The organism is Endozoicomonas sp. 4G (assembly GCF_023822025.1).
In the GTDB taxonomy this organism is placed as follows: domain Bacteria; phylum Pseudomonadota; class Gammaproteobacteria; order Pseudomonadales; family Endozoicomonadaceae; genus Endozoicomonas_A.
In genome coordinates, this window is sequence record NZ_CP082909.1 from 4265509 (window position 1) to 4290290 (window position 24782).

A 24782-nucleotide genomic window follows, 5' to 3' on the forward strand; every position below is an offset into this window, starting at 1 on the left:
TGCAATCCCCCACATTCGGCTTATACTCAGGCGTAGCTACGCTCTGGTACTCAGCAAAACCTACTGGTTTGCAATACTGGCATAGCAATTGCTGAGACAATCCTCAACAAGAGCCTGCTCAACAAGAGTCCTAAGTCCTTTTGGAGGAATAATAGATGTCCAAGACCCTGAATTTAATCAAGGATCACGATGTAAAATGGGTTGACCTTCGCTTTACCGATACCCGTGGTAAAGAGCAGCACGTTTCCCTGCCGGTCGGCGAAGTCGACTCTGAGTTCTTCGAACTGGGTAAAATGTTCGACGGTTCCTCCATTGCCGGCTGGAAGGGCATCAACGAATCCGACATGATCCTGATGCCTGATGACAGCAGCTCTGTCATCGACCCTTTCACTGACGAAACGACCCTGAACATCCGTTGCGACATCATCGAGCCTTCCACCATGCAGGGTTATGAACGTGACCCACGTTCCGTAGCCAAGCGCGCTGAAGAGTACCTGAAGTCTACCGGCATTGCCGACACCGCTTTCTTTGGCCCGGAACCTGAATTCTTCGTATTTGACGATGTTAAGTGGAACGTTGATATTTCCGGTGCTTCCTACCAAATCAACTCTGAAGAAGCGGCCTGGTCTTCCAACAAATCTTTCGAAGGTGGCAATATCGGCCACCGGCCAAAGGTTAAGGGCGGTTATTTCCCGGTGCCTCCGGTCGATTCCCTGCACGACATCCGTGCCGCCATGTGTACAGCAATGGAAGCCCAGGGTCTGGGCGTTGAAGTGCATCACCACGAAGTGGGTACTGCGGGTCAGTGTGAAATCGGTGTTAAATTCAACACCATGGTGGCCAAGGCCGACGAAGTTCAAATCCTGAAATACGCTGTACACAATGTTGCTCACGCTTACGGAAAAACGGCAACCTTTATGCCCAAGCCCCTGGTAGGCGATAACGGCAGCGGCATGCACGTTCACATGTCCCTGAGCAAAGACGGTGAAAACCTGTTTGCTGGCGACGGCTATGCCGGCCTGAGCGAAAACGCGCTGTATTACATTGGTGGTGTTATTAAGCACGCGAAAGCAATTAACGCTTTTGCCAACGCTTCCACCAATTCCTACAAACGTCTGATCCCCGGCTTTGAAGCACCGGTTATGCTGGCTTACTCCGCCCGTAACCGTTCTGCTTCTATCCGTATTCCTTACGTCAACAGCCCCAAAGCCCGCCGTGTAGAAGTTCGCTTCCCTGACCCAACGGCTAACCCATACCTGGCGTTTGCTGCGCTGCTGATGGCCGGCCTGGACGGAATTAAAAACAAAATCCTCCCTGGCGACGCGGCAGACAAGGATCTGTACGACCTGCCCGCCGAAGAAGCGGCTGAAATCCCGACGGTTGCAGAAAGCTTCGAAGAAGCCCTGGCGGCCCTGGATGCCGACCGTGAATTCCTGACGGCTGGCAGTGTATTCACCGACGACATGATTGATGCCTACATTGAGCTGAAGAAAGAAGAGTGCGTACAAGTTAGCCAGACCACTCACCCGGCTGAGTTCGATCTTTATTACAGTGTGTAAGTGAAATACAAAAGCCGGAGTGTCTGCCCCATGGCATTCCGGTTCTTAATAACAAGCCATCCAGCGAACTCACCATAAACTCCTTTCATCGCTCTTTCTCTGTCACAGGGATGCAAACAAGCCTGCTCTACAGTACCCTGTAAAAGGTTTCGGAATCAGTGCTGAATCACCATGAAAACAATAATATTTATTCTATTGCTGTCCCTGCCCCTGCCTGGACAAGCCTCCGGGATTTATAAAACAGTCGACAAAAATGGCAATGTCACCTTTACCGACAGCCCTGCCCCCCATAAACAGGCCGAGCCAGTAGAACTCACCCCCATTACCAACATCCCCAGCCAGCCCACAGGACGTCCGACCATCAAGCTATTGGATGAGCAGAAAGAAGATATCTACTCAGTGTTCATGATTACCCAGCCTGCTAACGACTCAACCGTCAGGGATAATGGCAACTTCACCGTTAAAGTCAGCCTGAAACCAAAGCTGATAAAGGGTCATACCCTGTCCCTTTCAGTGGATGGAGTGCAACAGGGAAAGCCCCAGAAAAACCTTCAATTCAAGCTGAGTAATGTCGACCGAGGTACTCACCAGTTATCGGTGACTATTCTTGACAGAAATGGCAAAACCTTAAAAACCACCGGCAGCACAGTTCATGTTCAGAGAACCATTTTCAGACCCCCTGTCACAGTGCCGACCCCAGCCCTCTGAACACACAAAATGCACCAAACTGGTGCGCTCGAATAAACTGACTTATAATTCCAGTGCCCCTTCGGCGGTGCAATCTGATGCCAAAAAGATCAGGCACTGAAAGAGGCTAACAGTTGGTTCAATTCTTGCGTTATGTTTTATCAGACCGCAAAACAAGTCTGGGTGTCCATTGGTGATTAATGGTGATTAATGCTTTTGTACTGGAAAACCTGAATACAGCCATCATTGCTCTGGATAGCGAGCTTTGTGTCTCCTACATGAACTCTGCTGCTGAAGCGCTTCTGGATATCAGCGAAAAGAACAGCCTACAGCTCCCCCTGCCCCAAATTCTTGATCATGGCTCCATGGTTCATGACCTGCAACGAGCTATGGAACAAAACCAGCAATTTACCCGCAGAGAGTCCGAAATCGCCATAACGGGTACTTCGATAGTGGTTGATTACACCATCACCCCCATAGCCTCTCCCCACGCCTGCCTGTTAATGGAGATTCATCCAAGAGACCGCCTGCAACGCATTACCCGTGAAGAATCGCTGATCGCCAAGCAGGAAACCTCACGTATTCTCGTCCGTGGACTGGCCCATGAAATCAAGAATCCACTGGGCGGTATAAGAGGCGCTGCCCAGCTACTGGACAAACAACTGAATGACGCAGAACTCTGTGAGTTCACACAGATCATTATTGAGGAAGCGGACAGGCTCAGAGACCTGGTTAACCAGATGCTGGGCCCCATCAAGCCCCCCAGCATGAACCTTCTGAACATTCATGAAGTACTGGAAAGAGTTATCCAGCTGATACATGCCGAGACCAGCGGTCAGCTAACTATTGTGAAAGATTATGATCCCAGCATTCCTGATCTTCCTGCTGACAGGGAACGATTGCTTCAGGCCATTCTCAACCTGGTGCGTAACGCCATGCAGGCTATCGAACAACATATGCCCCTGAGCGATGGCCAAATAACCGTTCAAAGTCGTATATCAAGACAGTTTACCATTGGCAACCAACGCCGGAAGCTCGTTTGTCACCTGTCCATTATTGACAATGGCCCCGGTATTCCCGAGCACCTTAAAGAAAATATTTTTTACCCCATGATCAGTGGCAGAGCAGAGGGAACCGGCCTGGGGCTGCCCATGGCTCAGTACATTATCAGTCAGCATCAGGGGTTAATTGAGTGTGACAGTAAGCCAGGACAGACCTGCTTTCACGTCTATCTCCCGCTTACGTTTAAAGAGCCTTCAGCGGGTAAAGAGCCTTCAGCGGGTAAAGAGCCTTCGGCGGGTAAAGAGCCTTCAGCAGATACACAACAGGAGTGATGAATGAGTACGGATTCTAAAGTCTGGATTATTGATGATGATCGTTCTATCCGCTGGGTGCTGGAAAAAGCCCTGGCTGGAGAACACATCGAAACAGAGGCCTTTGATTCCGCCGACAAAGCGCTGCGAGAGCTTCACTACTCGCAGCCCGAAGCGATTATCAGCGATGTCAGAATGCCTGGTACCAATGGACTGGAATTCCTCAAGGAAGCGCACAAGACGTATCCGGATCTGCCGGTCATCATTATGACGGCTCACTCAGATCTTGACAGTGCTGTATCTTCCTACCAGGGTGGCGCTTTTGAGTACCTTCCCAAACCCTTTGATGTAGACGACGCCGTTTCACTGGCCAAACGTGCTATTGAGCACAGCCGCCAGAAAAAAACAGAGCAGGTTATTGAGGCAGTGGATAACGGTACTGAAATTATTGGCGAAGCACCTGCCATGCAGGAAGTCTTTCGAGCCATTGGCAGGCTGTCGCAATCCAATATTACCGTACTGATCAATGGCGAGTCTGGGACAGGGAAAGAGCTGGTTGCCCGGGCACTGCACAAGCACAGCCCCAGGGCCGGTAATCCCTTTATTGCCCTGAATATGGCAGCCATCCCCAAAGATCTGATTGAATCAGAACTCTTTGGTCATGAAAAAGGGGCCTTTACCGGTGCCGGTGCCATGCGCAAGGGACGCTTTGAACAGTCTCAGAATGGCACACTGTTTCTTGATGAAATCGGAGATATGCCGGCAGAAACGCAAACCCGGCTACTTCGGGTACTGGCCGATGGTGAGTTCTATCGAGTGGGTGGTCATACTCCGGTAAAAGTCGATGTCCGTATTATTGCCGCCACTCACCAGAATCTTGAAAAACTGGTTGAGGAAGGCGCTTTTCGTGAAGACTTGTTCCATCGACTCAATGTTATTCGTGTGCACCTGCCAAGACTGAGAAAACGATCAGAAGATATTCCTGTCCTGGCCAGACACTTCCTGGATAAGGCCGCTAAAGAACTGAACGTTGAACCCAAAGTGCTGACCAGGGAAACCGCGAAATTTATGGCCAGCCTGGAATGGCCCGGCAATGTCAGGCAGCTGGAGAACACTTGCCGCTGGTTGACCGTAATGGCTTCAGGCCGGGAAGTGCTGATTTCTGATCTTCCGCCTGAACTGTTGGGCCAGCCCGACAGTAACAACCCGGTCACTCCCCAGTCAGTTAACTGGGAGCAGCAGCTGCGTCTCTGGGCAGACAGAGAGCTGGCAGCAGGTCACAGCAGCATTCTGAATAAAGCGGTTCCAGTGTTTGAAAAAATCCTGATCGAATCCGCCCTACAACATACAGGGGGTCGAAAAAGAGAGGCTTCTGAACGGTTAGGCTGGGGAAGAAACACCCTGACCCGTAAAATAAAAGAGCTGAAAATGTCCGACAAGGCTTTGACAGAATAACACCGATGAGAACCGGGGGAGCCGTTTCTCTGGCGGTACTCTCCCTCTGAACACATCAACACGCCCGAATATCTTGCCCTGCCAGCCAATAAACGATCCTGTCCATCAAGATTCTGAGAGTTCCTATACTCCATTTAGATAACACCAGATAGGAAGTAGGTGTCTTATGAATCTCCCAGCAAAAGCCTGCAGAGGCTTGTTCGCTTCGTTACTTATTCTGATCGCATTGCCAACTTATTCTGCCCAGCAAGGCAGCCCCGGCAAAACCTCCACAGGCTCATTCAGTATCCAGCTAGTGATACAGCCCAAATTACAGGCCACCATAGCCACCCCCTCCCTAGCTCAGACAGATGATGGCGATTCAACCACTGCCGAACTCAGTGATGCCACTGCAACCGTTGCCAAATTCAATGAAGTGGAGCCCATTTGCATCAAGGGTACCGGGATTAATCAGTATTCCGTTGTTACCGAAGGTTCAGGAACAGGGGGTTCCTATGCGCTCTCCAATGATCAAAGGTCCTATAACTATGAAGTCGACCTCTGGTCTTCTAATCTGGAAGCCCACTCCCTGAGCAGCGGTCAGAGCAGCAACCCGATCAATACACTACCACGCAATTCAGACTGTGATAGCAGTCAAACGGGTTTTATGGTGAAGCTACCCCGGGATGTCGCTCAGCAGCCCCTTAAAGGTGAACTGAACTTGATTATCAATGCTGAATAAGACGGTTTACCAGAAACCATAGTCACCATAAAATAGAGGCCAAAGACCATTACAAAAACACAAGGGTTCAACCGATGCGGTCATGGCTTAAACGCTATCTTTTCCTTCCATCATTAGCTACGGCATTTCTGGCTATAACATTTAACGCCTATGGCGCCATGTCCCTGGATAAAATGATTGTCTATTTCGAGCCGGACAAATCCCCCCGTCAGGACATAGTCGTTACCAATCCGGACCCGGAAAACCTGTATCTGCAAACTGAGGTCTACAAAGTCGTTAATCCCGGCACCGAACAGGAACAAAGGATTCGTATTACCGACCCTTCTGAGCTGACATTACTCAGCACGCCACAGAAAACCATTATCGCCCCCAACAGCCGAAAAACCGTTCGACTGGTCAGTCTGGAGACACCGGAAACAGTAGAGTCCGTCTACAGGGTAACCTTTAAACCCGTCGTCGGTGATCTGGAAGCGACGCAGAATGCCATTAAACTGCTGATTGCCTACCAGACACTGGTCTTTGTTCGCCCGGAAAACCCAGAGTACAAAGTGACCGCCAAACGAGATCAGGACTCAATCACTTTCACCAACAGTGGCAACATTAATGTGGTACTGCGCAATGGGCAGTTCTGCTCAGGTCAGGACAATAAACGTCAATGCTCTGATATTGATGATGTTAAACGACTGTATGCCGGGCAGAGCTGGACATTGAAAATTCCCAGCAGCAAAACCGAAGTTGAATACGGTTTATTCAATGGCAGCACAGAGGAGAGAAAGAGCTTCTAATAAGCACTGACTGTAACGGTCATGGTATCGCTGTAGACACCCGAATCGATATTGCGAAGAGCATTCCACAAGATCCTGACCTGCAAGGTCATATTATCCTGACCGCCACAATCCTGCTCAGAACTGACCGTCCAGACCTCGTTAGGTCGATCTCCCGGCCAACGATAACGGCGCCAGCGTTTGCTGTCGGTTTTGACCCTCATGCGATATTTAACGCAATCCGATGCATTCACACACTGCCCCTGTTTGCTCAGCATAAATTCATTGCCCGGATTACTGCTGCTTTCAAAGTCGATAGTGACGCGTCCAGTACTACTGAATACACAGACACCGAATTGAGCATCCAGAGTCCAACCTGACAGATCATTGGCATCCAGAGCGACGTCTTCCAGTCCTGATATTTGCACCCAATCATGCACAACGATTGGAATAGTCACCCGAATACTGTCCAAATGCTGTGTGTTTGACATATCTTCCCCAGCAATATAAAAGCTGAAGTTGTGCGTGCCAGCCTGAAGCTTATCCAGTCGATTCCGGTTAAAGGTAAAAGTAAACGAACCCGTTACTATGCCATTGGTAGAGGTCTGAAAGAATGAGGAGGCGCTATCGGAGTGTGTCCATTGACCGGGTACCAGACTCCCCTGATTTCCCTGATTTTCCAGCTGACTGAATTGGGCACTGACCAAATACTCTGACAACTCATCCGCAAGATAGTTCTCAGGGACACTATTCGAAGGGCTTTGACTGCCAGGATACTCATCAGAAAGCGCTAACCGGTAATTTTGACCGGTACAGCCCGAATTGCAATAGGAACTAAAGGAAACCCTAAAATTATAGGTGGGGTTTGCATTTCCCAAGGGGACCGTAAATGTATCAGCCTCATAGTTAGAGAAATCAAAAAAGGCCCCGGACTCTGACGTAAAAAGCATCAGTGCTGCAAAAACCACCCCAGTAAAATACTTCAATGTTTACAACCTTGAGCCTTTAAACAACAGGCTTTCTTATCATCAATGACCCTGAACACAGCAAGACTCCATTATTGTTTTATCTACTGTTTCCTGAACAATGTCTCTACTCAGGAATCGTCTCGTTTGCCGATGGCCAGTTGGCCCTCCAGCTCGGAAACACAATCGGATTCGGAAAGATCCAGGGTTCCCATTCTTGTTATGTATTGCTCATCCTCGGGCTCAACCGGCACAGAGCATTGCCAACCATTCGCCAGTTCAATCCGCAACTCATTAATATCCGAGCGGGCTTCTATCTGGAACATGCCAACAGTGTCTGTGCTGGAAGGATAAAGCCCTCCGGTAATCCGGGCTCCCTCCAGAGGTTTTCCATTCACCAGCAAGCGACCAAAGAGCAGTTGCAGGGGAATAGCCTCATAGTCGAGTGTCACCACGTTTCCCGGATACAGGGTGAAACGGCGCTCCCTTTCATCAAAACTATACAGGGTATCTCCTGAAGGCGACAGCGTAACGGTATATTGTTCAAAGGGTGCCAGAGGGATCACCGACGATCTGCCCGCCACCGCATAACCTCTTCGCTGACCATCAATTTTTACATCAAAAACATCGCCTTCACGACCTTCCAGGTTCACCACCAGCGCACTCTCTGCTCTTTGCTCTCCTCCCATGGCCACCACATTGCCATCGGTCAGGAAGCTGGTACTGAAACTGCCGTTATAGTTGGTAATCTGGTCAGCCTCTGTTGAGCTATGATTCACCGTCAATGCAGCCCTGCCAAACCGGTTACCGTACTGCAAGCTACCATCGAGTCTGCGTTCACCACTTCCCGTTTCTGCGGAGACACTGGACGACAACTGACCTTCATAAAGATCACCGTCATCCCAGGAGGCCGACAATCTCATTTTTTCAGTTCTGTTTTTGACGCCGTTATTGTCTTGAACCTCAGCCCTGGGGTTAACCCGGAAATTCCACCGGTCCTGACGGAATCGCCACTCAAAACTCAACAGCGCAACGGTATTACCTTCCGACTCACTCAAACTAAAAGTGGCGCTGGTGTTGTAATCCAGGGTTCTGAAAAGGGTAGCGGTATAACTCACCCCGTGGGTTTCTGTTCTGCCATCGCTATTGTTTCGGTTGTTGCTGAACCGGTAATTGCCGCTGCCTCTCCAGATGGGTGCAGAAACTGAAAAGCTGCTTTGCTCAAAAGCATCACCGATCAAAGCCGGACGACCACGGTTTTCTATTTCACGGGTTGCTTCGTCACTGTCCTCTTTCCAGAGTCGGCGATAACTGCCATTGAAGGAGATGTCGCCCAGCCAGGTTCTGCCTGTCAGGGTCACACCATAGCTGCCGTTATCCGCTACCATCACCGACGGTGATAACTCATAACGGTAGCCCAGGTTAAACAGACCCAGCTCAAGCAATGAAGTGTCTAAAGTCGCAGCGGCAGAGAGCGTGCCCGCCATGGTATCAAAAATTCTTCGACTGACACCGGCCCGGGTCAGCCACTGTTCAGTACTTTGGGGCAGAGCACCATCAAAAACCGAGGTCATCACCTGCCCGGTCTCGGCAAAAAGCTGCCATTCACCTTCGGGCGGTATTTGATGCTGCTTAGAAAAGAAACGGGTTTCCCGAGACTGCAGATTACCCTGCTCATCGAGAATCCTGATGTCTATATCGTAGGCACCACTGGGAAATGTGGTGGTATCCAGGGCCTGAAGACCCGCTTCATGGAAATAAGAAGCAATCAGTCGTCCATCTTTTCTGATTTCAACCCTGCCCCTGAGGGGCATAAAGATTTCAACCGGCATACCGCCACTGAAATCGGTATCGTTTCGGGTGTTATCGGAACTCTGAAAACGGGCTCCCACGAGGGGCTGATCGGAGGTAAAGTTCAGGCCAAAACCCTGACTGGAAAGCAGGCCAAGATTATATTCAAAGCCTTCATATTCCCTCTGACCATACAGCTGACTGACCGAGAACTGTTGTGACTTTGAATAATCCCAGCTCCACAGCACACTGTTTTCATAATAAGACAACAGTGTCAGACCATTCAGTGTGTAATCGTTGCCATTGGCATCTTCAGAGGTGCCAGTAGCCGCGGCGGAAAAGTTCTGCATGATGGCAAAGCCTGCGTCGGAGGGCGGCAGGTATTTTCTGACATCGGCGGCCCGGGTCAGCAGGAAGCGGGGGTTAACAAACACATCCACCCGGAAGCGGGATTCATCAAAAATCACACCGGCGACGGGAGGGTTAAGAACTCCGCAATCCGTTGTGACATTAGGCGGACAGATGGCCTCGGCATGGGTATTCAACTCCCCCGATAACGCCGTGGTCAAAAAAACAGGATCATTCACCGAACCTATCAGGCGCACCACTTCATTAACATTGGAGAGAGTAATGTTACCGGGTTGGAAGGTAGCCAGCTGGGAGGTTAAGTAGCGGTTACCATAATAGATATCCACCAGCGACTGCTGGGGCTCGCTGAGCGTCTCAAAACCTTCAGGGACTTTATTCTGGGCAAGAAAAAGCGGCTGACTGGCCACGGCTTTCGAGAAAATAAAAGCCATGGGCAATGCAATACAGACAATGTCAATGCATTTGCGCCTGGTCATGACCCGGAAAATCCTTTTTGGTACTGCCCTGATGTTTAAGTACCCGACAGTGGGTGCTTATTGCCGTGAGTTGGCTCACGGTTGTTGTTATATTTTTTGGAGAGCCAGCGACGGTGCCGGAGTCAACTTCGCTGGCTTATTTGCGATTAAATTGGGCTGACAGTTACAGTGGCTGTCCCTGTGTAAATCCCGGGATCTGCATTTGTATAATCAGGCGCTACAACAATGCTATAAGAGTTTGCTCCAGAACAGGCAGACACATTATTAAAATCGTTAGTTGTTACTGTCAGATCATCACCACTCAGCTCACCGCTATTATTTCCCCCGACACCCCAGAGGCCATCACTAGTATCCGTACCACCAGCATCTTTCAACTGCAAGGTATATGGAACAGTAGTACCAGAACCTGAATCAGTATTGGTAAGTTCAAATGTACCACTTGCTGTACCCATTGAAATATTAAACTGAGCAGCATTGGCAGCTACGCAAACCGGTGTAGAACCAGTGGCATTTGTAGCACCAGGCAGACCATCAGTATCATTGATCTCAACGTCTTCAAGGCCGTATATCTGAATCTTGCTGTTGTTGTATAGGGTTATATCGAAATCACCTGTAGATGAGCTGTCACTTGGACTCCCTGGATTGGTTGCAGCCTGAAGCCCAGAAGAAGCCATCCCCGCCGATAGCGCAACAGCTATAGCTATAGCTACTTTTTTAAATTCCATTTCTTTCTCCATTATTTATAAGTAGTCCGTAGTCTATTATTGAGTCATGCACACACCATGACAAAACCCGATAAAACCGGTTCTCTAAGTTCACCATTGAACACGTCAGAAAAGCAACACTTATCTGAATCTTTCTGTTATATCCCCGAAAAAAAGCGTATTATCCTGACGGATTTTTGAAGCTGAGAAATTTTCTTTCAGCCTCGATCAGCTTTACTAATATTAATTAAGTGGCTTCCAAGGCAGTGCAGTATTCGAAGCGTGTATCAGCAAACCCTCAGGGAATTTATAGAGGCTACTGAAGATGAATCTGTCCCCCTACGATGAATGCCGCTGCGATCAAAAGCAATGTAGCATCAGTCGAACCTGCAACGTTATTGCCCTTCTGTTAACCATGGTTCTGATCTCAGGACTGGCTCAGGCTTAAGTCTGAAAGGTTAACAACGGTTTCTGTACCCACTGCCCTTCAAGATGTGGGAGTGGGTGCAGATTCACCGACCATCATTGAGCGAAAAACCTTATAATTCAGTCTCCATGTACTGAACACGTTCCCACCAACATGCTTGATATCGTTCTATACCAGCCAGAAATCCCTCCCAATACCGGGAATATCATCCGCCTCTGTGCCAACACCGGCTTTCGCCTGCACCTGATCAGGCCCCTGGGGTTTGATCTTGATGATCAGCGCCTGAAACGGGCCGGACTGGATTACCATGAGTACGCCAATTTGCAGATTCATGACCACTACCCGGACTTTCTGCAAACAGTGAAACCCAAAAGGGTACTGGCTTTAAGCACCAAAGGTACGACTCGCTACTCAGAACATGCCTTTGAGCCCGGAGACGCTTTGATGTTTGGCCCGGAAACCCGGGGCCTGCCCACCGATATTTTGAATAGCCTGCCAAAAGATCAGGTGCTGCGTTTGCCGATGCTGCCTGATAGCAGAAGTCTGAATTTATCCAATACCGTAGCCGTTATGGTGTATGAAGCCTGGAAGCAGCTGGGATTTTCGGGAGGGGAGTGAGGGGGTGTGCCGGGGAGTGCCCGGCACAGGCGATCAGTTGACGGTCGCTTCCTGCTGTTCACGAGCCTGCAGGTACAGGGCGTCGAAATTGACAGGTGCCAGCATCAGCGGAGGGAAGCTGCCACGCAGAACCAGGTTATCAATGGCTTCACGGGCGTATGGGAACAGAATGTTCGGGCAGAAAGCGCCCAGCGTGCGATGCAGCTCATCGTCACCCAGACCTTTGACCAGGAAAACACCTGCCTGCTGAACTTCAGCCAGGAAAGCCGTTTCTTTCTCTTCTTCCGAGCCGTTCTGAACGGTGATGGTCAGGGACAGTACCACCTCATACATATCATCGTGCAGCAAACGGTTAGTGGTATTCAGGTCCAGTTTAACTTCCGGCTGCCACTGAGCCTGAAACATTTCCGGAGACTTTGGCGATTCAAAGGACAGGTCCTTTACGTAAATACGCTGCAGCGCGAACTGCGCCTGATCTTGCTGATTTTCAGCCATTATCACTTCCTTAAACACATCGGTTCTGAATTCGATTCCCACTTAATAATGGGGATAAAAATACCCATATCAAGTCGGGTAATCAGCAGTTTTAAAAAACGGGCCTGATCCTCTGAAGGTTCAGGGAGCGAGTCCGTTGTTAGTTTTTCACCAGAGGCAGACTGTCAGTCGTCCAGGTGCCCATACCGCCCTTGAGTCGAACCACCTGCTCAAACCCGGCATCTTTTAATTGCTTGCCAACGGTACCACTATGCTGTCCCATAGCATCAACGACAATAACCGGTTTGTCCTGGTGTTTCTTCAGCTCGCCGATACGCTCAGCTACTTTGCCATAAGGCATGCTGATGGCATCAACAATATGACCTTTGTTGAAGTCGGCTTTTTCCCTGACATCGAGAACGATAGCCTTTTTCTGGTTAATCAGCTGAGTGACTTCCTGGGAACCAACGGTCTGACCGCCTTTACGCATCTCGACAAAGAGCAGAGCACACACCAGAGCGACCAGAGCACCCACTAATATAGGGTGGTTGCCTATAAATTCAATAATCTGTTCCATACTGAACCAGTTCAAATATGCTTTAACGAAGGAAAAATAGCTTACCCCTCACCGTTTGGAAGGTGTCGCAAAACTCTAACCACTCGTTCCCACGCTCCGCGTGGGAATGCATACCTCCCCTGAAAAGCGGACTCTACAGCGTGAGATAGGTATGGGTTCCCACGCTGGAGCATGGGAACCAGGGTTTCGCGACACCTCTTTGAAAGGTGAGAACCGCGCCAGTTTTCGTGATTGATTGCCGTAAGGCGGCAAGTATACAGGCTGCTAAATCGACTTACGACCGTTTCACCTTCCTTGCCACCAGTGCACCCAAAAAGAGAGCGGTAGTCAGTATCCGCAAAATGAGTCACAAATCACCAACTGAAAACAGAGAAAATCAGGCTTTGACCAAAACATCTGTTCTATTCTGCAAATAGCGAATTTCTATCGGCCTATCTCTGGAAACCAGCCCCAAAGCAGGTAGAATTCAAGCTCCTTAACGCTCCAAACGCTGAGCCGAAAATACTGCTCAACCTGGTTTCGCTCACCATTTTGGCCACTATGCCCAAGGTTTGATCCATGACTGACAAGCGTAAAACCACCGCCCTGATCATCCTCGATGGTTACGGTTATCGAACAGAATCTGATTCTAACGCCATCCTGGCTGCTCATACCCCGGTGATGGATCGTCTTCAGAAGGAACATCCTTTCAGTTTCGTCTCGGGCTCCGGTCTGGACGTGGGCCTGCCCGATGGCCAGATGGGTAACAGTGAAGTCGGCCACATGAACCTCGGTGCCGGTCGCGTCGTCTATCAGGACTTTACCCGCATCACAAAATCCATTGAGGACGGTGATTTCTTCGAGAACAAAGCGTTTACCAACACCATCGACAAAGCCGTCTCGACAGGGAAAGCGGTTCACATCATGGGGCTGATGTCTCCTGGTGGTGTTCACAGCCATGAAGATCATATCAATGCCATGGTGGAACTGGCCGCAAAACGTGGCGCTAAAGAAGTCTACGTTCACGCATTTCTGGATGGCCGAGATACGCCACCACGCAGCGCCGAAGCTTCTCTGGCAAAAACCGACGCCCTTCTGAAAGAAAAAGGTATTGGCAGGGTAGCCAGCCTGATCGGTCGTTATTACGCCATGGATCGTGATAACCGTTGGGAACGGGTGCAGGAAGCCTACGACCTGATGACCCTGGGCAAAGCCGAGTTTTCTGCCAAAACCGCAGTCGAAGGTCTGCACGCAGCCTATGAGCGTGATGAGAACGACGAGTTTGTAAAAGCCACCACCATCGGCAAAAGCCCGGCCATCATCAATGACGGTGATGCGGTGCTGTTCATGAACTTCCGTGCCGACCGGGCCCGTGAAATCACCCGGGCTTTTGTCGAAAAAGATTTTGACGGCTTCCCTCGCAGCAAAGAACCCGTCATGGCCGGATTCGTGATGCTGACTCAGTACGCCGCCAGCATCGACACGATCTGTGCCTACCCGCCTTCCGAACTGCCTAACACTCTGGGTGAGTACATGGAAAAGCTGGGAAAAACACAGCTGCGCATTGCCGAGACTGAAAAGTATGCCCACGTCACCTTCTTCTTCAGCGGTGGCCGTGAAGAGCCCTATAAAGGTGAAGAGAGAGTTCTGGTTGCCTCACCCAAAGTGGCCACCTATGACCTCAAACCTGAAATGAGCGCTCCGGAAGTGACTGACAAACTGGTGGCTGAGATCAAGAGCGGCAAGCATGACCTGATTATCTGCAATTACGCTAACTGCGACATGGTGGGTCATACCGGTGTATTTGATGCGGCTTTGAAAGCCGTGGAAGCCGTGGATCAGGCCATTGGCAGAGTGATTGAAGCACTGGATGAAACCGGTGGTCAGTGTCTGATTACCGCCGACCACGGTAACGCTGAACAGATGGTGAATCCTGAAACCGGGCAGATCCACACGGCCCACACCTGTGAGCTGGTTCCCCTGGTTTACTTCGGACCTAAAGCCATTCAGCTGAAAGACGGGATTCTGTCTGACCTGGCTCCTACCCTGCTGGATCTGATGGGCATCGAAAAACCAAAAGAGATGACCGGCCAATCTCTGGCAGGCTGATCTTTCAGAACCTCGTCAGAACGGGACTGGAAGCGAACGGGACTGGAAGCAGGACGCATCCAGTCCCGGGCCGCTATCAGGAAACCGCCAGCAACTCTACTTCAAAGACCAGAGTGGCGTATGGGCCAATGGCACCACCCGCACCCTGGGCACCGTAGGCCAGGTTGTAGGGGATGAACAGTTTCCACTTGGCGCCAACAGTCATCAGTTGCAGGGCTTCGGTCCAGCCAGCAATAACACCATTAACCGGAAACTCGATGGGCTCGCCACGATCCACAGAGCTGTCAAACACTGTGCCGTTCAGCAGAGTCCCGTGGTAGTGGGTGCGAACGGTGGCGTTGGGTCCTGGCTTTTCACCATTCTCATCACCGGCCACCAGCACTTCGTATTGCAGGCCTGATTCGGTCACCGTCACTTCATCGCGCCTGGCATTCTCAGCCAGGAATATTTCACCCTCGGCAGACAGCTCTTTGGCTTTCTCAGCTTCCTGAGCCTGGATGCGTTGGTGCATTTCGTTGAACGCTTCCTGCAAAGCAGAATGTTCAACCGCGCTGGGAGCCCCGTTCAGGGAGTCCGCCAGACCAGCCAGAACGGCATCAATGGACAGGCCTTCAATAGGATTGCTGGCCAGCTGGTCGCCCATTTGACGGCCAATACCATAGCTTACGCGCTCTTCGACACTTGTATATTCAGACATTCAATTATTCACTTCGGATAAAACTGATGTAAACGATTCACATCGCTCAGGCGGATGCCATAAATCTGCTTTTCAGCCTTTTTATGGCGAAAGGTGGGGCACTATACCACGAACCTGCCCGACTTCAGATTTAAAACCAGCAAAAATCCCTGTTGCTGCAGCAGGAACGACTACCCTGATAAATCTGTCCAGAGTTTCAGCTTGATCAACTTGTCGGAGTAGCCCGTGGTTTTGAGAAAAGTATCTCTCCTGTTCATAACTCTGTTTTCCATAAGCTTCAGTGCCATCCTTCAGGCTCAGGATGAGCTGGTCTATGTCCTCTGGAGCCTCACTTCCCGGGCAGAAATGTATCTGATTCAGCATCAGAACAATAACCGGTTCAGAGTTCTGACTTCGATCAAACGGGACCTGAGCCTCGATGAAGCGTATTTGGGCCATAGTGGGAACATTGCTTCCAAGCGAAGCCGCATGGCCATAAAGAAAGGTGGTTATGACCCTTCTAAGAACGCTGCGGCTGTGGCCAGAAAAATGTCCCGGGAAATGCTTGAAGCCCAGAAGCGGGTCTTGGCTCGACAGGGGATAGACCCTGTAAAAATGCCCACTTCATTCCTCTATGCAGTCGCCGGTTTTAGTGCCACCAAGGCCAAAGAAGGGGATGAACTGTACGCCTATTTTAACCCACAGGATGTGATTGACATTCAGAATCAGGCAGAAACGGCCATTAAAGAAACCTTTCAAAGCAGCGGAATCGCTCTGACTGACATCTGGACGACCCGCGATAAAAATTTAATCAGGGAAGCCATGAAATGGATGAAAGCAGAAGATGAGCTGTTCGTTTTTAAAACCACCTACGATCTGGTGTGTTCCATGGAACAGGGCGAGTTAAAAACCGTTGATATGAAAATGTATCATGAGAATAGCGAAGAGGATCCCAAAGCTGACCTTGAGATGCCAATGATGGCTCCCAAGCCACGCAAGCTACCCAAACTCATTCCCAGTGGCAGCGTTCATAGCATTGGTGCCTTGGCCAGTGACGAGTTTTTCACCAGTGACAAGTTTTTCCCCGATCTCGCCGACAGCCGTTGCAATAGGCTTTTAGAGGAATGCTGGGCAAAGCTGGCACTATGGGACAAATATAGAGCTAACCATCAGTATCAGGAGATTCTTTCAGACGCACTTGCCTGTCGCACCATTACAGAACTCTGTCTGGAAGAGATTGACCTGAAAACAAAACAGATCCAAGCCCCCAAGTATCTGAAGCAACACATGGATGCAAATGCATCGGACAGTGAGTTCCTTGACCGCTACACACAACGTAAAAGAAACAATGAGCTGGGTCATAAAATCCTGTTACTCAAGCTACAGGACTCAAACGCACCAGCGGTTCTCAAAGAGTGGTATGTAAAACACCTGAAAGACACCATGCAGCCCACTCTGGACGAGATACAGAAACATGCTGCAGGTTTGCGTGCCAAAGCGGCAGAAAAGGGAAAATCGACCCCTCCCCATGTTTACTTTCTGGGAGAATACGCCGAAATCAACGAGATTGATTTTGTCAATGCCTTGTTCAGAGAGCGCTTTAAGAAATGGGGACTGGCCTACTCCTACATCGACAAGCATAAGACTCATTATTTGATAGCGGCTGGCGCTTTGAAGCTGGTCCACTCATTCCGTCAAACGAACCTCTGACCAACAGGCAATGACGCAGAAGGAACTACTACCCTGATAAACCTGTCTAAATTTTCAGCTTAATCAACTTGTCGGAGTAGCCCCATGGATTTAAGAAAAGTATTCCTCCTGTTCATAACCCTGTTTTCCATAAGCTTCAGTGCCATCCTCCAGGCTCAGGAAGAGCTGGTCTATGTACTCTGGAGCCTCAATTCCCGGGCAGAAATGTATCTGGTTCAGCGTCTGGACAATGACAAGTTCAGCGTTCTGGCCTCGATCAAACGGGACATGAGTATCGACGAAGCTTATCTGGACCATGTTGGGAACATTGCTTCCAACCGAACCCGTTATGCCATGGAGAAGGGTCATTATGACCCCTCCAGAAACGCTGCGGCTGTGGCCAGAAAAATGTCCCGGGAAATGCTCGAAGCCCAAAAGCCGGTATTGGCTCAAAAAGGAATAGATCCTGCGAAAACACCCGCTTCATTCCTCTATGCAGTGGCTGGCTTTGATGCCGCCACAGCCAAAGAAGGGGATAAACTGTACATCTTTTTTAACCCACAGGATGTGATCGACATTCAGAAGCAGGCAGAAACAGCCATTAAAGAAACCTTTCAAAGCAGCGGAATCGCTCTGACTGACATCTGGACGACCCGTGATACCGATTTGATCGGGGAAGCCATGAAACAGATGGAAGCAGAAGATGAACTGTTCGTTTTTAAAACCACTTACGATCTGGTGTGTTCCATGGAGCAGGGAACCTTGGAAACCGTCGATATGAAAATGTTTTACAGAGATAGCAAAGAGGATTTCAGAGCTAACCATCAGATGCGGGTAATGACGGTTCCCAAGCCGCGCAAGCCACCCAAATCCATTCCCAGTGGCAGCATTCACAGCATTGGCGCCTTCGCCAGTGACGAGTTTTTCGCTATTGACGATTTTTTCGCCAATGCCAAAACCGATTGCAAGAGGCTTATAGAGGAATGTGAGGAAAAACTGGCACTGTGGGATGAATATAGAGCTAACCGTCAGTACCAGAAGATTCTTTCAGACTCACGTGCTTGTAGCGCCAATAGAGACCTCTGTCAGGAAGAGATTAAACTGAAAGCAAAACAGATCGAAGCTCCCCTGTATCTGAAGCAACACATTGATCCAAGTGCATCGAACAGAGAGTTCTTTGACCGCTACTCACAACGCAAAAGAAAAAATGAACTGGGTCATAGAATCCTGTTACTCAGACTACAGGACTCACAAGCGCCAGCGGCTCTCAAAGAGTGGTATGTTAAGCACCTGACAGACACCATGAAGCCCACGCTGAATGAGATACAGAAACGTGCTGCAGGTTTGGTTACCAAAGCGGCAGAAAAGGGAAAATCGAACCCTCCCCATGTTTACTTTCTGGGAGAATACGCCGAAATCAACGAGATTGATTTTGTCAATGCCTTGTTCAGAGAGCGCTTTAAGGAATGGGGACTGACCTACTCCTACATCAATAAGCAGGAGACTGATCAATTGGTAGCGGCTGGCGCTTTGAAGGTGATCCAGTCATTGCGTCAAACGAACCCCTGACCAACAGGCAGGAGAGGCAACAGGCTCTCTCCTGCCTCACTCAATTCGAGTCAGCTTTCTTTCCCTGTCCAAAGCCCAGCAAGCAAAGTCTTCAGCCAGTTCAACCTGTCCACTGAACACCGATTGAGCTTCACTTCTGAGTGCTTCAACTGATGAGGCAAAGTCAGACGCCTGTTGCTGATAACGGCCACTGATGTGGGTCAAAATGACATAGCGCACTCCACCCTTTTCAGCCGCTTTACCCACCATTCTGGCGGTACTGTGCATATATTGCGGCCCCACTTTTTCCAGAACAGGCTCTGTAAAGGTGGCTTCATGTACCAGCACATCAACACCTTTCATGGCATTTATCAGCAGATCAGGCTGGTCATTATCACCACCAATAATAGCTACTCTGCCTGAGCTGGGCGGTAGTCTTACATCCTGTGGATGAACAATAGTACCGTCCGCCAAGGTGACACTGTTGCCATTCTGCAACTCTCCCCAAAGTGGCCCCTTTGGCACGCCCAGCGCCGCCAATTTGTCCTGATCCATTGATGGAATAACAGGTTGCTCTGCAAAGCGATAGGCGTAGCTGGGAACGCGATGGGAGAGTTCATGGGAAGTCACTTTAATGCGCCGATCCTGAAAGTGAAAATCAGGTTCATCACTGCGAACAAAATTCAGTTCGAAAGGCATATTTCTGACGGCAGCACATTTCAGTGAATGTCTGACAAAGCTTTCTACGCCCTGGGGTGCACAGATCGTTAAGGGGTCTTTCCTGCCCTGCATACTGGCGCTGGTGATCAGGCCGGGCAGTCCAAAGATATGGTCGCCATGGACATGGGTGATGAAAATACCTGCAAGGCCGGACAGTGTGTAGCGGCTCTTTACCCGCTGATGGCTCTCTACCCGCTGATGGCTCTCTACCCGCTGATGGCTCTCTACCCGCTGATGGCTCTCTACCGGCTGATGGCTCTCTACCGGCTGATGGCTCTCTACCCGCTGATGGCTCCTTAATAACCGCTGCTGGGTTCCTTCACCACAGTCCACCAGGTACCAGTCTCGACTTTCGTCCAGAGCCAGGGCCATTGCGGTCACATTTCTGTCTACGGTGGGAGAGCCTGCCGAGGTTCCCAGAAAAGTAAATCTCATAAAGTTGTCGTTTACCTGTAGCGTTTTTCCCGATGGGTTCTGTCTTTCTCATTTTAAATCAGAATAACACGTTACAGGGAGCGTAGAATAAATCAGAAGGGACCGTGCTTTCAGGTATGTGAAAGCCTGTCTATTCAAGGCATACTGAAACCTCTATTAGCAAGATCAATGGCGTTTTGAGTATGAGAAACAGGGCTGCAAACCTGATGTTCGCCGTAACCCTGACCCTGTTCAGCTTTATGAACAGCGGAACGGTCCACGCAGAATCCGAAGCAAAAGAATCCCCCCAGGCTCAGCTGGAGGCGATCAACGGAGACATTGAACAGCTGAGAAAACTGCTGGACAAGCTCAACAAGGAACGCTCCTCTGCCGAACGACAGTTGCAGTCTACCGAAACGGATATGAGCCAGCTGCAAAATGCCATTTATAAAATAGAGCAGACACTTGAACAGGGGAAAGCCGACCTAAAAAAGCTCCAAAGCCGTCAGCAGGCTCTGACGGCGCAGAAAAATAAAGAAAAAAATCGCATCGCCAACAGTGTCCGCTCCGTTTACCTGGGCAGCCGTGACAATCGGCTGAAGTTACTCTTGAACCAGGAAGACCCGGAAGCCGTCTCCAGACACCTGACCTACCTGAAACATCTTCAAAAAGCTCAGCTGGAAGCCATCGAAGCCTTCGAGAAAACACTGGCCGACATAGCAGATAACGCTCGGCAACAGCAGACTCTGAACGACAAACTGGCAGAACAACGGGCAAACCTTTCCGAAAAACAGGAGCAGTTGATCGAATCCAGAAATGACCGGAAAGCATTAATCGCCGAAATCAACCATCAATTCAACAGCAATGATCAGGAGCTGGGCGCCCTCCATCAACAAAAGCAGCAGCTGCAAGAAGTATTAGCCCAACTGGCCGCCAGAAGATCAGCCAACTCCAATATTCAGCAATCCAAAGGAAAATTACCCTGGCCGGTGAATGGCCGGGTTGTGTACCACTTCAACCAGCAAAGGCCCGATACCCGGATTCGCTGGCAGGGGATTCTGATCTCGGCAAAAGCAGGCACCAAAATCAATGCCATTCATGACGGCACTGTCATTTTTTCTGACTGGTTAAGGGGTTACGGTCAACTCATCATTGTCGACCACGGCAATCACTATCTGTCACTTTACGCACACAACCAATGGTTACTGAAAGAAGAAGGTGAAAAGGTGCTGGCCGGAGAAGAACTGGCACTGAGCGGCCAGTCCGGGGGGCAGGCGGAACCCGGAGTCTATCTGGAAATCCGATACAAAGGGAAACCTCAAAACCCGATTCCATGGCTCACAAAATCGTAAGACAGACTGCATAAAATATCCTCTTGTAAATGATTGCAGAAACACCCGGGTGAACCGATAAAACAGAAAGTATCAGCTTTTATCTTTTACAGTTTGAAGCGTTGACAGTTAAAGCAATGTGCAGTCTGTCAAACAAAGCTGCCTATACTTCAACCCTTTGAATGCCAAAACACTTGAACCGTGAAAATTGTCGCAGGAGAATTCATGACACAATCCTTTCCTACTTCCCGGCAGCCAATGCCACAATGGCTAAAAGCCGCTGTGCTGGCACTGGCATCCGGATTTGCCCTGCAAAGCTGGTCGGCACCGGTTGGCCAGCAAGAAAAGCCCGCAGCAGCCGTTGAGCCTGCCAAGTCAACAGCCGATGCCGAAGCGGCAAAAGAAGAGAAGAAAGGTACACTGCCGCTGGACGAGTTGCGTACCTTTACCGAGGTCATGCAACGCATCAAAAGCGCCTACGTTGAAGAGGTGGATGACAAGACGCTTCTGGATAATGCCATCAAGGGCATGCTTTCAGGTCTGGATCCCCATTCAGCCTACCTGAAACCAGACGACTTCAAAGAACTGGAAATCAACACATCCGGCAAGTTTGGTGGACTGGGTATCGAAGTCGGTATGGAAAACGGCTTCATCAAGGTCATATCGCCCATTGACGATACCCCCGCCCAGAAAGCTGGCGTACTGGCGGGCGACCTGATCATCAAGCTGGATGACAAATCCGTAAAAGGCATGTCATTAATGGACTCTGTCGACAAAATGCGTGGCAAGCCCGGAGAACCCATCAAGCTGACGATTGTTCGTGAAGGATCCCCCAAGCCCATTAACCTGATCGTCAAGCGCGACATTATCAAGGTACAGAGTGTTAAATCCCGAATGCTGGAAGACGGCTATGGCTACATTCGCATGAGCCAGTTCCAGTCTGAATCCGACAAAGAAGTCGTTGAACACCTCAACAAACTCAAAAAATCCCAGAACGGGAAACTGAAAGGTCTGGTACTGGATCTTCGCAACAACCCCGGTGGCGTTTTGCAGGCAGCAGTGGGGGTGGTAGACGCCTTTATCAAAGAAGGGCTGATCGTTTACACCAAAGGGCGTATTCCTAATTCTGAGCTCAGCTTTAAAGCCAGCAAAGATGATCCTTCAGAAGGTATTCCCCTGGTCGTGCTGATCAACGGCGGTTCCGCATCGGCTTCTGAAATCGTCGCTGGTGCCCTGCAGGATCATCACAGGGCCGTGCTGGTAGGGACTGAATCCTTTGGCAAAGGTTCCGTTCAAACCGTATTGCCTCTGAATATTGATAATAAAAAAGGCCTGAAGCTCACTACGGCTCTCTACTACACGCCTAATGGCCGCTCAATCCAGGCGGAGGGGATCAAACCTGACATCCTTGTGCCAAGGGCTAAAGTGGTACCTGAAGAAAACGTCTCGGATTACAAAGAAGCGGACTTACAGGGTCACCTCTCCAACGGTAATAAGCAGACTGAAAAAGGCAAGCAGAAAAAAGACAAACAGAAGGACAAATCCAGTTCGCTGGCCGAGCAGGATTATCAGTTAAGTCAGGCTCTGAACGTACTTAAGGGCATCCATATCAATGCGATTCGTGACAAGAAAAAAGACACCGTGATTGTTGAGGAACCTAAAGAGGCCATGAAGACAACCAGCGCTCTTTAAGAGCTACTTTTTAAGAGCTGCTTTTTAAAAGCCGTAAAAAAACCGTCTGGGGTCATCCAGACGGTTTTTTTATGCTCTCCACTTCAGAACCTGAACTTAACCCCCAGACTGATAACGGGCTGCTCTTTACTGTCTGCTTTAGTGCCTTGCAATGACGGGTTAGCCGTGGACTCTGAAACAGCACTCTCAGTCTTCTCATGCCCAGTGTCCAGAAAAGTACCCACGTCAACGCTAAAATCAACCCGTTCGGCATCATCAAGCAGTTTTTTCCAACCGACACCGACATAAGCCCGTCGCAGTTCACCAGAGGCATAGACTTTCTTTGAATCACTGGCGAAAGCCCCCGCAGAAACCCTGAAGCCACTTTCAAAGGGATAGTAATCGATCACCACACCGTTCTGTGGAGCAGAGTCATAAGTATCGGGAGCAGAAAGATCATCGCTGATAATGGTATAAGCACGCAGACCAAAGGTATGGCTGTTGGTTTCCTGTCGGTTATTCAGAACCTCAGCGCCGATTTCTGATGGCATAAAATCGGAATCATCCGCCTGTACCTTCATGGAAAGCGTCATGGAAAGCGTCATGGACAGCATCATGCAAACCGCAAAGATTGAAGGACCGCCGTTCATTGTCCTTTCTCCGGGAATCGTCATTTGGAACAAGGATCTTCTCCCTATCCTCTCCGGAAAAGCCGAAGCAAGTCAACCATCCAACGCGTAAATCTGGAAGTGAGTTCACGTATTCTCCTTCTGATCACCTGACTTCCGTACTGATAAACTATCCTGTTTATATGAAAAATTTCTCATCGCTTTTTCATCACCTTCTCATTTCTTTCCCTCCTGGGTCCCGATATGCAAACTGATAACATTCCACAATCTGGCTGCGTGCCTCCCTCTGAAATTGCCCGCCTGGCTGAAGATGCCGCTGTCGGTAAAACCAAAAAACACCCGGAAGTGACCTTTGTCCTTGCGGTTCTGGCCGGTATTTTTATTTCTCTGGCGGGTATGTTTTACACCATCGTCACCACCGGAACCGAGGGGCTGCCCTATGGTATGGCCAAGCTGGTTGGTGGACTGACTTTCAGTATGGGCCTGATGATGGTCATACTCTGTGGAGCCGAACTGTTCACCAGTAACACCCTGTTGCTGATGGGTCGGGCCACTCGTCGCATCAATATTGCCCAGATCACCAAGAACTGGACACTGGTCTACTTCGGTAACATGGCCGGAGCCTTTTTGATGGTGGCATTACTAATGGGAGCGAGCCAGTACCAGGGAGCCCACGGTAACCTTGGTATCAACTATATGTATGTTGCCAATTCCAAAATGGGACACACTTTCATTCAGGCCATGCTACTGGGGATCTTGTGTAATCTTGTTGTCTGTCTCACCTACTGGATGAGCCTGAGCGCACGTTCCGCAGCCGGTAAAATGTTGGCCTGCGTACTGCCCGTTGCCTGCTTTCTGTCAGCCGGATTTGAGCACTCCGTTGCCAATATGTTCCTGCTCCCTATGGGCTGGCTGATCAAAACCATTGCCACGCCTGAATTCTGGGCAGCCACAGGCTACAGCGCTGACGCTTTCAGTAATATTACGATTTTCAATATGATTGTTATGAACATCATCCCTGCAACCCTCGGTAACATTATTGGTGGTGGTGTCATGGTCGGTTTGAGCAACTGGTTTGTTCACCTTCGCGAGCGTGACTGAGCCCTCATCAGGATG

General features: G+C 49.8%; 21 protein-coding genes. 13 read left to right on the plus strand and 8 right to left on the minus strand.

The genetic code is table 11. The annotated features are described in order from the left end of the window. Positions 1-155 precede the first annotated feature (155 nt). The 6 genes from glnA to K7B67_RS16735 all read left to right on the plus strand — a co-directional run bounded on the left by glnA (position 156) and on the right by K7B67_RS16735 (position 6520). A complete protein-coding gene (gene glnA / locus K7B67_RS16710; RefSeq protein WP_252177013.1) occupies positions 156-1559 on the plus strand; it encodes a glutamate--ammonia ligase in 1404 nt (467 codons plus the stop codon). Positions 1560-1730: 171 nt separating this feature from the next. Beyond that, positions 1731-2267 (plus strand): DUF4124 domain-containing protein, encoded by a 537-nt coding sequence (locus K7B67_RS16715; protein WP_252177014.1) that lies wholly within the window; start codon positions 1731-1733, stop codon positions 2265-2267. A gap of 179 nt (positions 2268-2446) precedes the next feature. Next, a complete protein-coding gene (gene glnL / locus K7B67_RS16720; RefSeq protein ID WP_252177015.1) occupies positions 2447-3580 on the plus strand; it encodes a nitrogen regulation protein NR(II) in 1134 nt (377 codons plus the stop codon). Between the two features lie 3 nt (positions 3581-3583). Beyond that, on the plus strand, positions 3584-5014 hold the full coding sequence (ntrC, locus tag K7B67_RS16725) for a nitrogen regulation protein NR(I) (RefSeq protein WP_252177016.1): 1431 nt from the start codon (positions 3584-3586) through the stop codon (positions 5012-5014). A gap of 166 nt (positions 5015-5180) precedes the next feature. Further along, positions 5181-5735, plus strand: coding sequence for a hypothetical protein (locus K7B67_RS16730; RefSeq protein ID WP_252177017.1), 555 nt, complete (start codon positions 5181-5183; stop codon positions 5733-5735). Positions 5736-5809: 74 nt separating this feature from the next. Next, entirely contained in the window at positions 5810-6520 is a 711-nt protein-coding gene (locus K7B67_RS16735; protein ID WP_252177018.1) for a fimbria/pilus periplasmic chaperone, read from the plus strand. Here the strand turns inward: K7B67_RS16735 and K7B67_RS16740 are convergent. The 3 genes from K7B67_RS16740 to K7B67_RS16750 form a co-directional block, all read right to left on the minus strand. Next, on the minus strand, positions 6517-7218 hold the full coding sequence (locus K7B67_RS16740; protein WP_252177019.1) for a hypothetical protein: 702 nt from the start codon (positions 7216-7218) through the stop codon (positions 6517-6519). The two genes, K7B67_RS16735 and K7B67_RS16740, sit on opposite strands and share 4 nt — an antisense overlap. A gap of 377 nt (positions 7219-7595) precedes the next feature. After that, positions 7596-10100, minus strand: a complete 2505-nt coding sequence (locus K7B67_RS16745) for a TcfC E-set like domain-containing protein (RefSeq protein WP_252177020.1) — start codon at positions 10098-10100, stop codon at positions 7596-7598. Positions 10101-10246: 146 nt separating this feature from the next. After that, positions 10247-10825 (minus strand): hypothetical protein, encoded by a 579-nt coding sequence (locus K7B67_RS16750; protein ID WP_252177021.1) that lies wholly within the window; start codon positions 10823-10825, stop codon positions 10247-10249. Positions 10826-11384: 559 nt separating this feature from the next. Here K7B67_RS16750 and trmL point away from each other — a divergent pair. Continuing rightward, positions 11385-11849, plus strand: a complete 465-nt coding sequence (trmL, locus tag K7B67_RS16755) for a tRNA (uridine(34)/cytosine(34)/5-carboxymethylaminomethyluridine(34)-2'-O)-methyltransferase TrmL (RefSeq protein ID WP_252177022.1) — start codon at positions 11385-11387, stop codon at positions 11847-11849. A gap of 33 nt (positions 11850-11882) precedes the next feature. On the opposite strand, the gene secB is transcribed toward trmL, so the two are convergent. Continuing rightward, entirely contained in the window at positions 11883-12344 is a 462-nt protein-coding gene (gene secB / locus K7B67_RS16760) for a protein-export chaperone SecB (protein WP_252177023.1), read from the minus strand. Between the two features lie 139 nt (positions 12345-12483). Beyond that, positions 12484-12900 carry a rhodanese-like domain-containing protein gene (locus tag K7B67_RS16765; protein WP_252177024.1) on the minus strand — a complete coding sequence of 139 codons (417 nt, stop codon included), beginning with the start codon at positions 12898-12900 and terminating at the stop codon, positions 12484-12486. Positions 12901-13458: 558 nt separating this feature from the next. Here K7B67_RS16765 and gpmM point away from each other — a divergent pair. Beyond that, on the plus strand, positions 13459-14988 hold the full coding sequence (gene gpmM, locus K7B67_RS16770; protein ID WP_252177025.1) for a 2,3-bisphosphoglycerate-independent phosphoglycerate mutase: 1530 nt from the start codon (positions 13459-13461) through the stop codon (positions 14986-14988). A 76-nt stretch (positions 14989-15064) separates the two neighbouring features. Here the strand turns inward: gpmM and K7B67_RS16775 are convergent, their stop codons facing one another. Further along, the gene (locus tag K7B67_RS16775; RefSeq protein ID WP_252177026.1) at positions 15065-15685 is read right to left on the minus strand and encodes an FKBP-type peptidyl-prolyl cis-trans isomerase; all 621 of its coding nucleotides are present in this window, start codon (positions 15683-15685) and stop codon (positions 15065-15067) included. Positions 15686-15910: 225 nt separating this feature from the next. Here K7B67_RS16775 and K7B67_RS16780 point away from each other — a divergent pair, with 225 nt between their 5' ends. Next, positions 15911-17374: a hypothetical protein gene (locus tag K7B67_RS16780; protein ID WP_252177027.1), complete on the plus strand. Its 1464-nt coding sequence runs from the start codon at positions 15911-15913 to the stop codon at positions 17372-17374. Positions 17375-17458: 84 nt separating this feature from the next. Further along, on the plus strand, positions 17459-18922 hold the full coding sequence (locus K7B67_RS16785; RefSeq protein WP_252177028.1) for a hypothetical protein: 1464 nt from the start codon (positions 17459-17461) through the stop codon (positions 18920-18922). Between the two features lie 36 nt (positions 18923-18958). Here K7B67_RS16785 and K7B67_RS16790 read toward each other — a convergent pair whose 3' ends face one another. Continuing rightward, entirely contained in the window at positions 18959-20056 is a 1098-nt protein-coding gene (locus tag K7B67_RS16790; protein ID WP_252177029.1) for an MBL fold metallo-hydrolase, read from the minus strand. Between the two features lie 182 nt (positions 20057-20238). On the opposite strand from K7B67_RS16790, the gene K7B67_RS16795 reads away from it, so the two are divergent. Continuing rightward, positions 20239-21387 (plus strand): peptidoglycan DD-metalloendopeptidase family protein, encoded by a 1149-nt coding sequence (locus K7B67_RS16795; protein ID WP_252177030.1) that lies wholly within the window; start codon positions 20239-20241, stop codon positions 21385-21387. A 204-nt stretch (positions 21388-21591) separates the two neighbouring features. After that, positions 21592-23058 carry a S41 family peptidase gene (locus K7B67_RS16800; protein ID WP_276576707.1) on the plus strand — a complete coding sequence of 489 codons (1467 nt, stop codon included), beginning with the start codon at positions 21592-21594 and terminating at the stop codon, positions 23056-23058. 83 nt (positions 23059-23141) lie between these two features. Here the strand turns inward: K7B67_RS16800 and K7B67_RS16805 are convergent, their stop codons facing one another. Next, entirely contained in the window at positions 23142-23687 is a 546-nt protein-coding gene (locus K7B67_RS16805; protein WP_252177031.1) for a hypothetical protein, read from the minus strand. Positions 23688-23909: 222 nt separating this feature from the next. Between K7B67_RS16805 and focA the strand changes: the two genes are divergently transcribed. Further along, positions 23910-24767 (plus strand): formate transporter FocA, encoded by an 858-nt coding sequence (focA, locus tag K7B67_RS16810; protein WP_252177032.1) that lies wholly within the window; start codon positions 23910-23912, stop codon positions 24765-24767. The last annotated feature ends 15 nt before the right edge of the window (positions 24768-24782 follow it).

Coding starts and splice junctions, on each gene's coding strand:
- glnA (WP_252177013.1), top strand. CDS start 156: ATGTCCAAGACCCTGAATTTAATCAAGGATCACGATGTAAAATGGGTT.
- K7B67_RS16715 (WP_252177014.1), top strand. CDS start 1,731: ATGAAAACAATAATATTTATTCTATTGCTGTCCCTGCCCCTGCCTGGA.
- glnL (WP_252177015.1), top strand. CDS start 2,447: ATGGTGATTAATGCTTTTGTACTGGAAAACCTGAATACAGCCATCATT.
- ntrC (WP_252177016.1), top strand. CDS start 3,584: ATGAGTACGGATTCTAAAGTCTGGATTATTGATGATGATCGTTCTATC.
- K7B67_RS16730 (WP_252177017.1), top strand. CDS start 5,181: ATGAATCTCCCAGCAAAAGCCTGCAGAGGCTTGTTCGCTTCGTTACTT.
- K7B67_RS16735 (WP_252177018.1), top strand. CDS start 5,810: ATGCGGTCATGGCTTAAACGCTATCTTTTCCTTCCATCATTAGCTACG.
- K7B67_RS16745 (WP_252177020.1), bottom strand. CDS start 10,100: ATGACCAGGCGCAAATGCATTGACATTGTCTGTATTGCATTGCCCATG.
- K7B67_RS16750 (WP_252177021.1), bottom strand. CDS start 10,825: ATGGAATTTAAAAAAGTAGCTATAGCTATAGCTGTTGCGCTATCGGCG.
- trmL (WP_252177022.1), top strand. CDS start 11,385: ATGCTTGATATCGTTCTATACCAGCCAGAAATCCCTCCCAATACCGGG.
- secB (WP_252177023.1), bottom strand. CDS start 12,344: ATGGCTGAAAATCAGCAAGATCAGGCGCAGTTCGCGCTGCAGCGTATT.
- K7B67_RS16765 (WP_252177024.1), bottom strand. CDS start 12,900: ATGGAACAGATTATTGAATTTATAGGCAACCACCCTATATTAGTGGGT.
- gpmM (WP_252177025.1), top strand. CDS start 13,459: ATGACTGACAAGCGTAAAACCACCGCCCTGATCATCCTCGATGGTTAC.
- K7B67_RS16775 (WP_252177026.1), bottom strand. CDS start 15,685: ATGTCTGAATATACAAGTGTCGAAGAGCGCGTAAGCTATGGTATTGGC.
- K7B67_RS16785 (WP_252177028.1), top strand. CDS start 17,459: ATGGATTTAAGAAAAGTATTCCTCCTGTTCATAACCCTGTTTTCCATA.
- K7B67_RS16790 (WP_252177029.1), bottom strand. CDS start 20,056: ATGAGATTTACTTTTCTGGGAACCTCGGCAGGCTCTCCCACCGTAGAC.
- K7B67_RS16795 (WP_252177030.1), top strand. CDS start 20,239: ATGAGAAACAGGGCTGCAAACCTGATGTTCGCCGTAACCCTGACCCTG.
- K7B67_RS16800 (WP_276576707.1), top strand. CDS start 21,592: ATGACACAATCCTTTCCTACTTCCCGGCAGCCAATGCCACAATGGCTA.
- K7B67_RS16805 (WP_252177031.1), bottom strand. CDS start 23,687: ATGAACGGCGGTCCTTCAATCTTTGCGGTTTGCATGATGCTGTCCATG.
- focA (WP_252177032.1), top strand. CDS start 23,910: ATGCAAACTGATAACATTCCACAATCTGGCTGCGTGCCTCCCTCTGAA.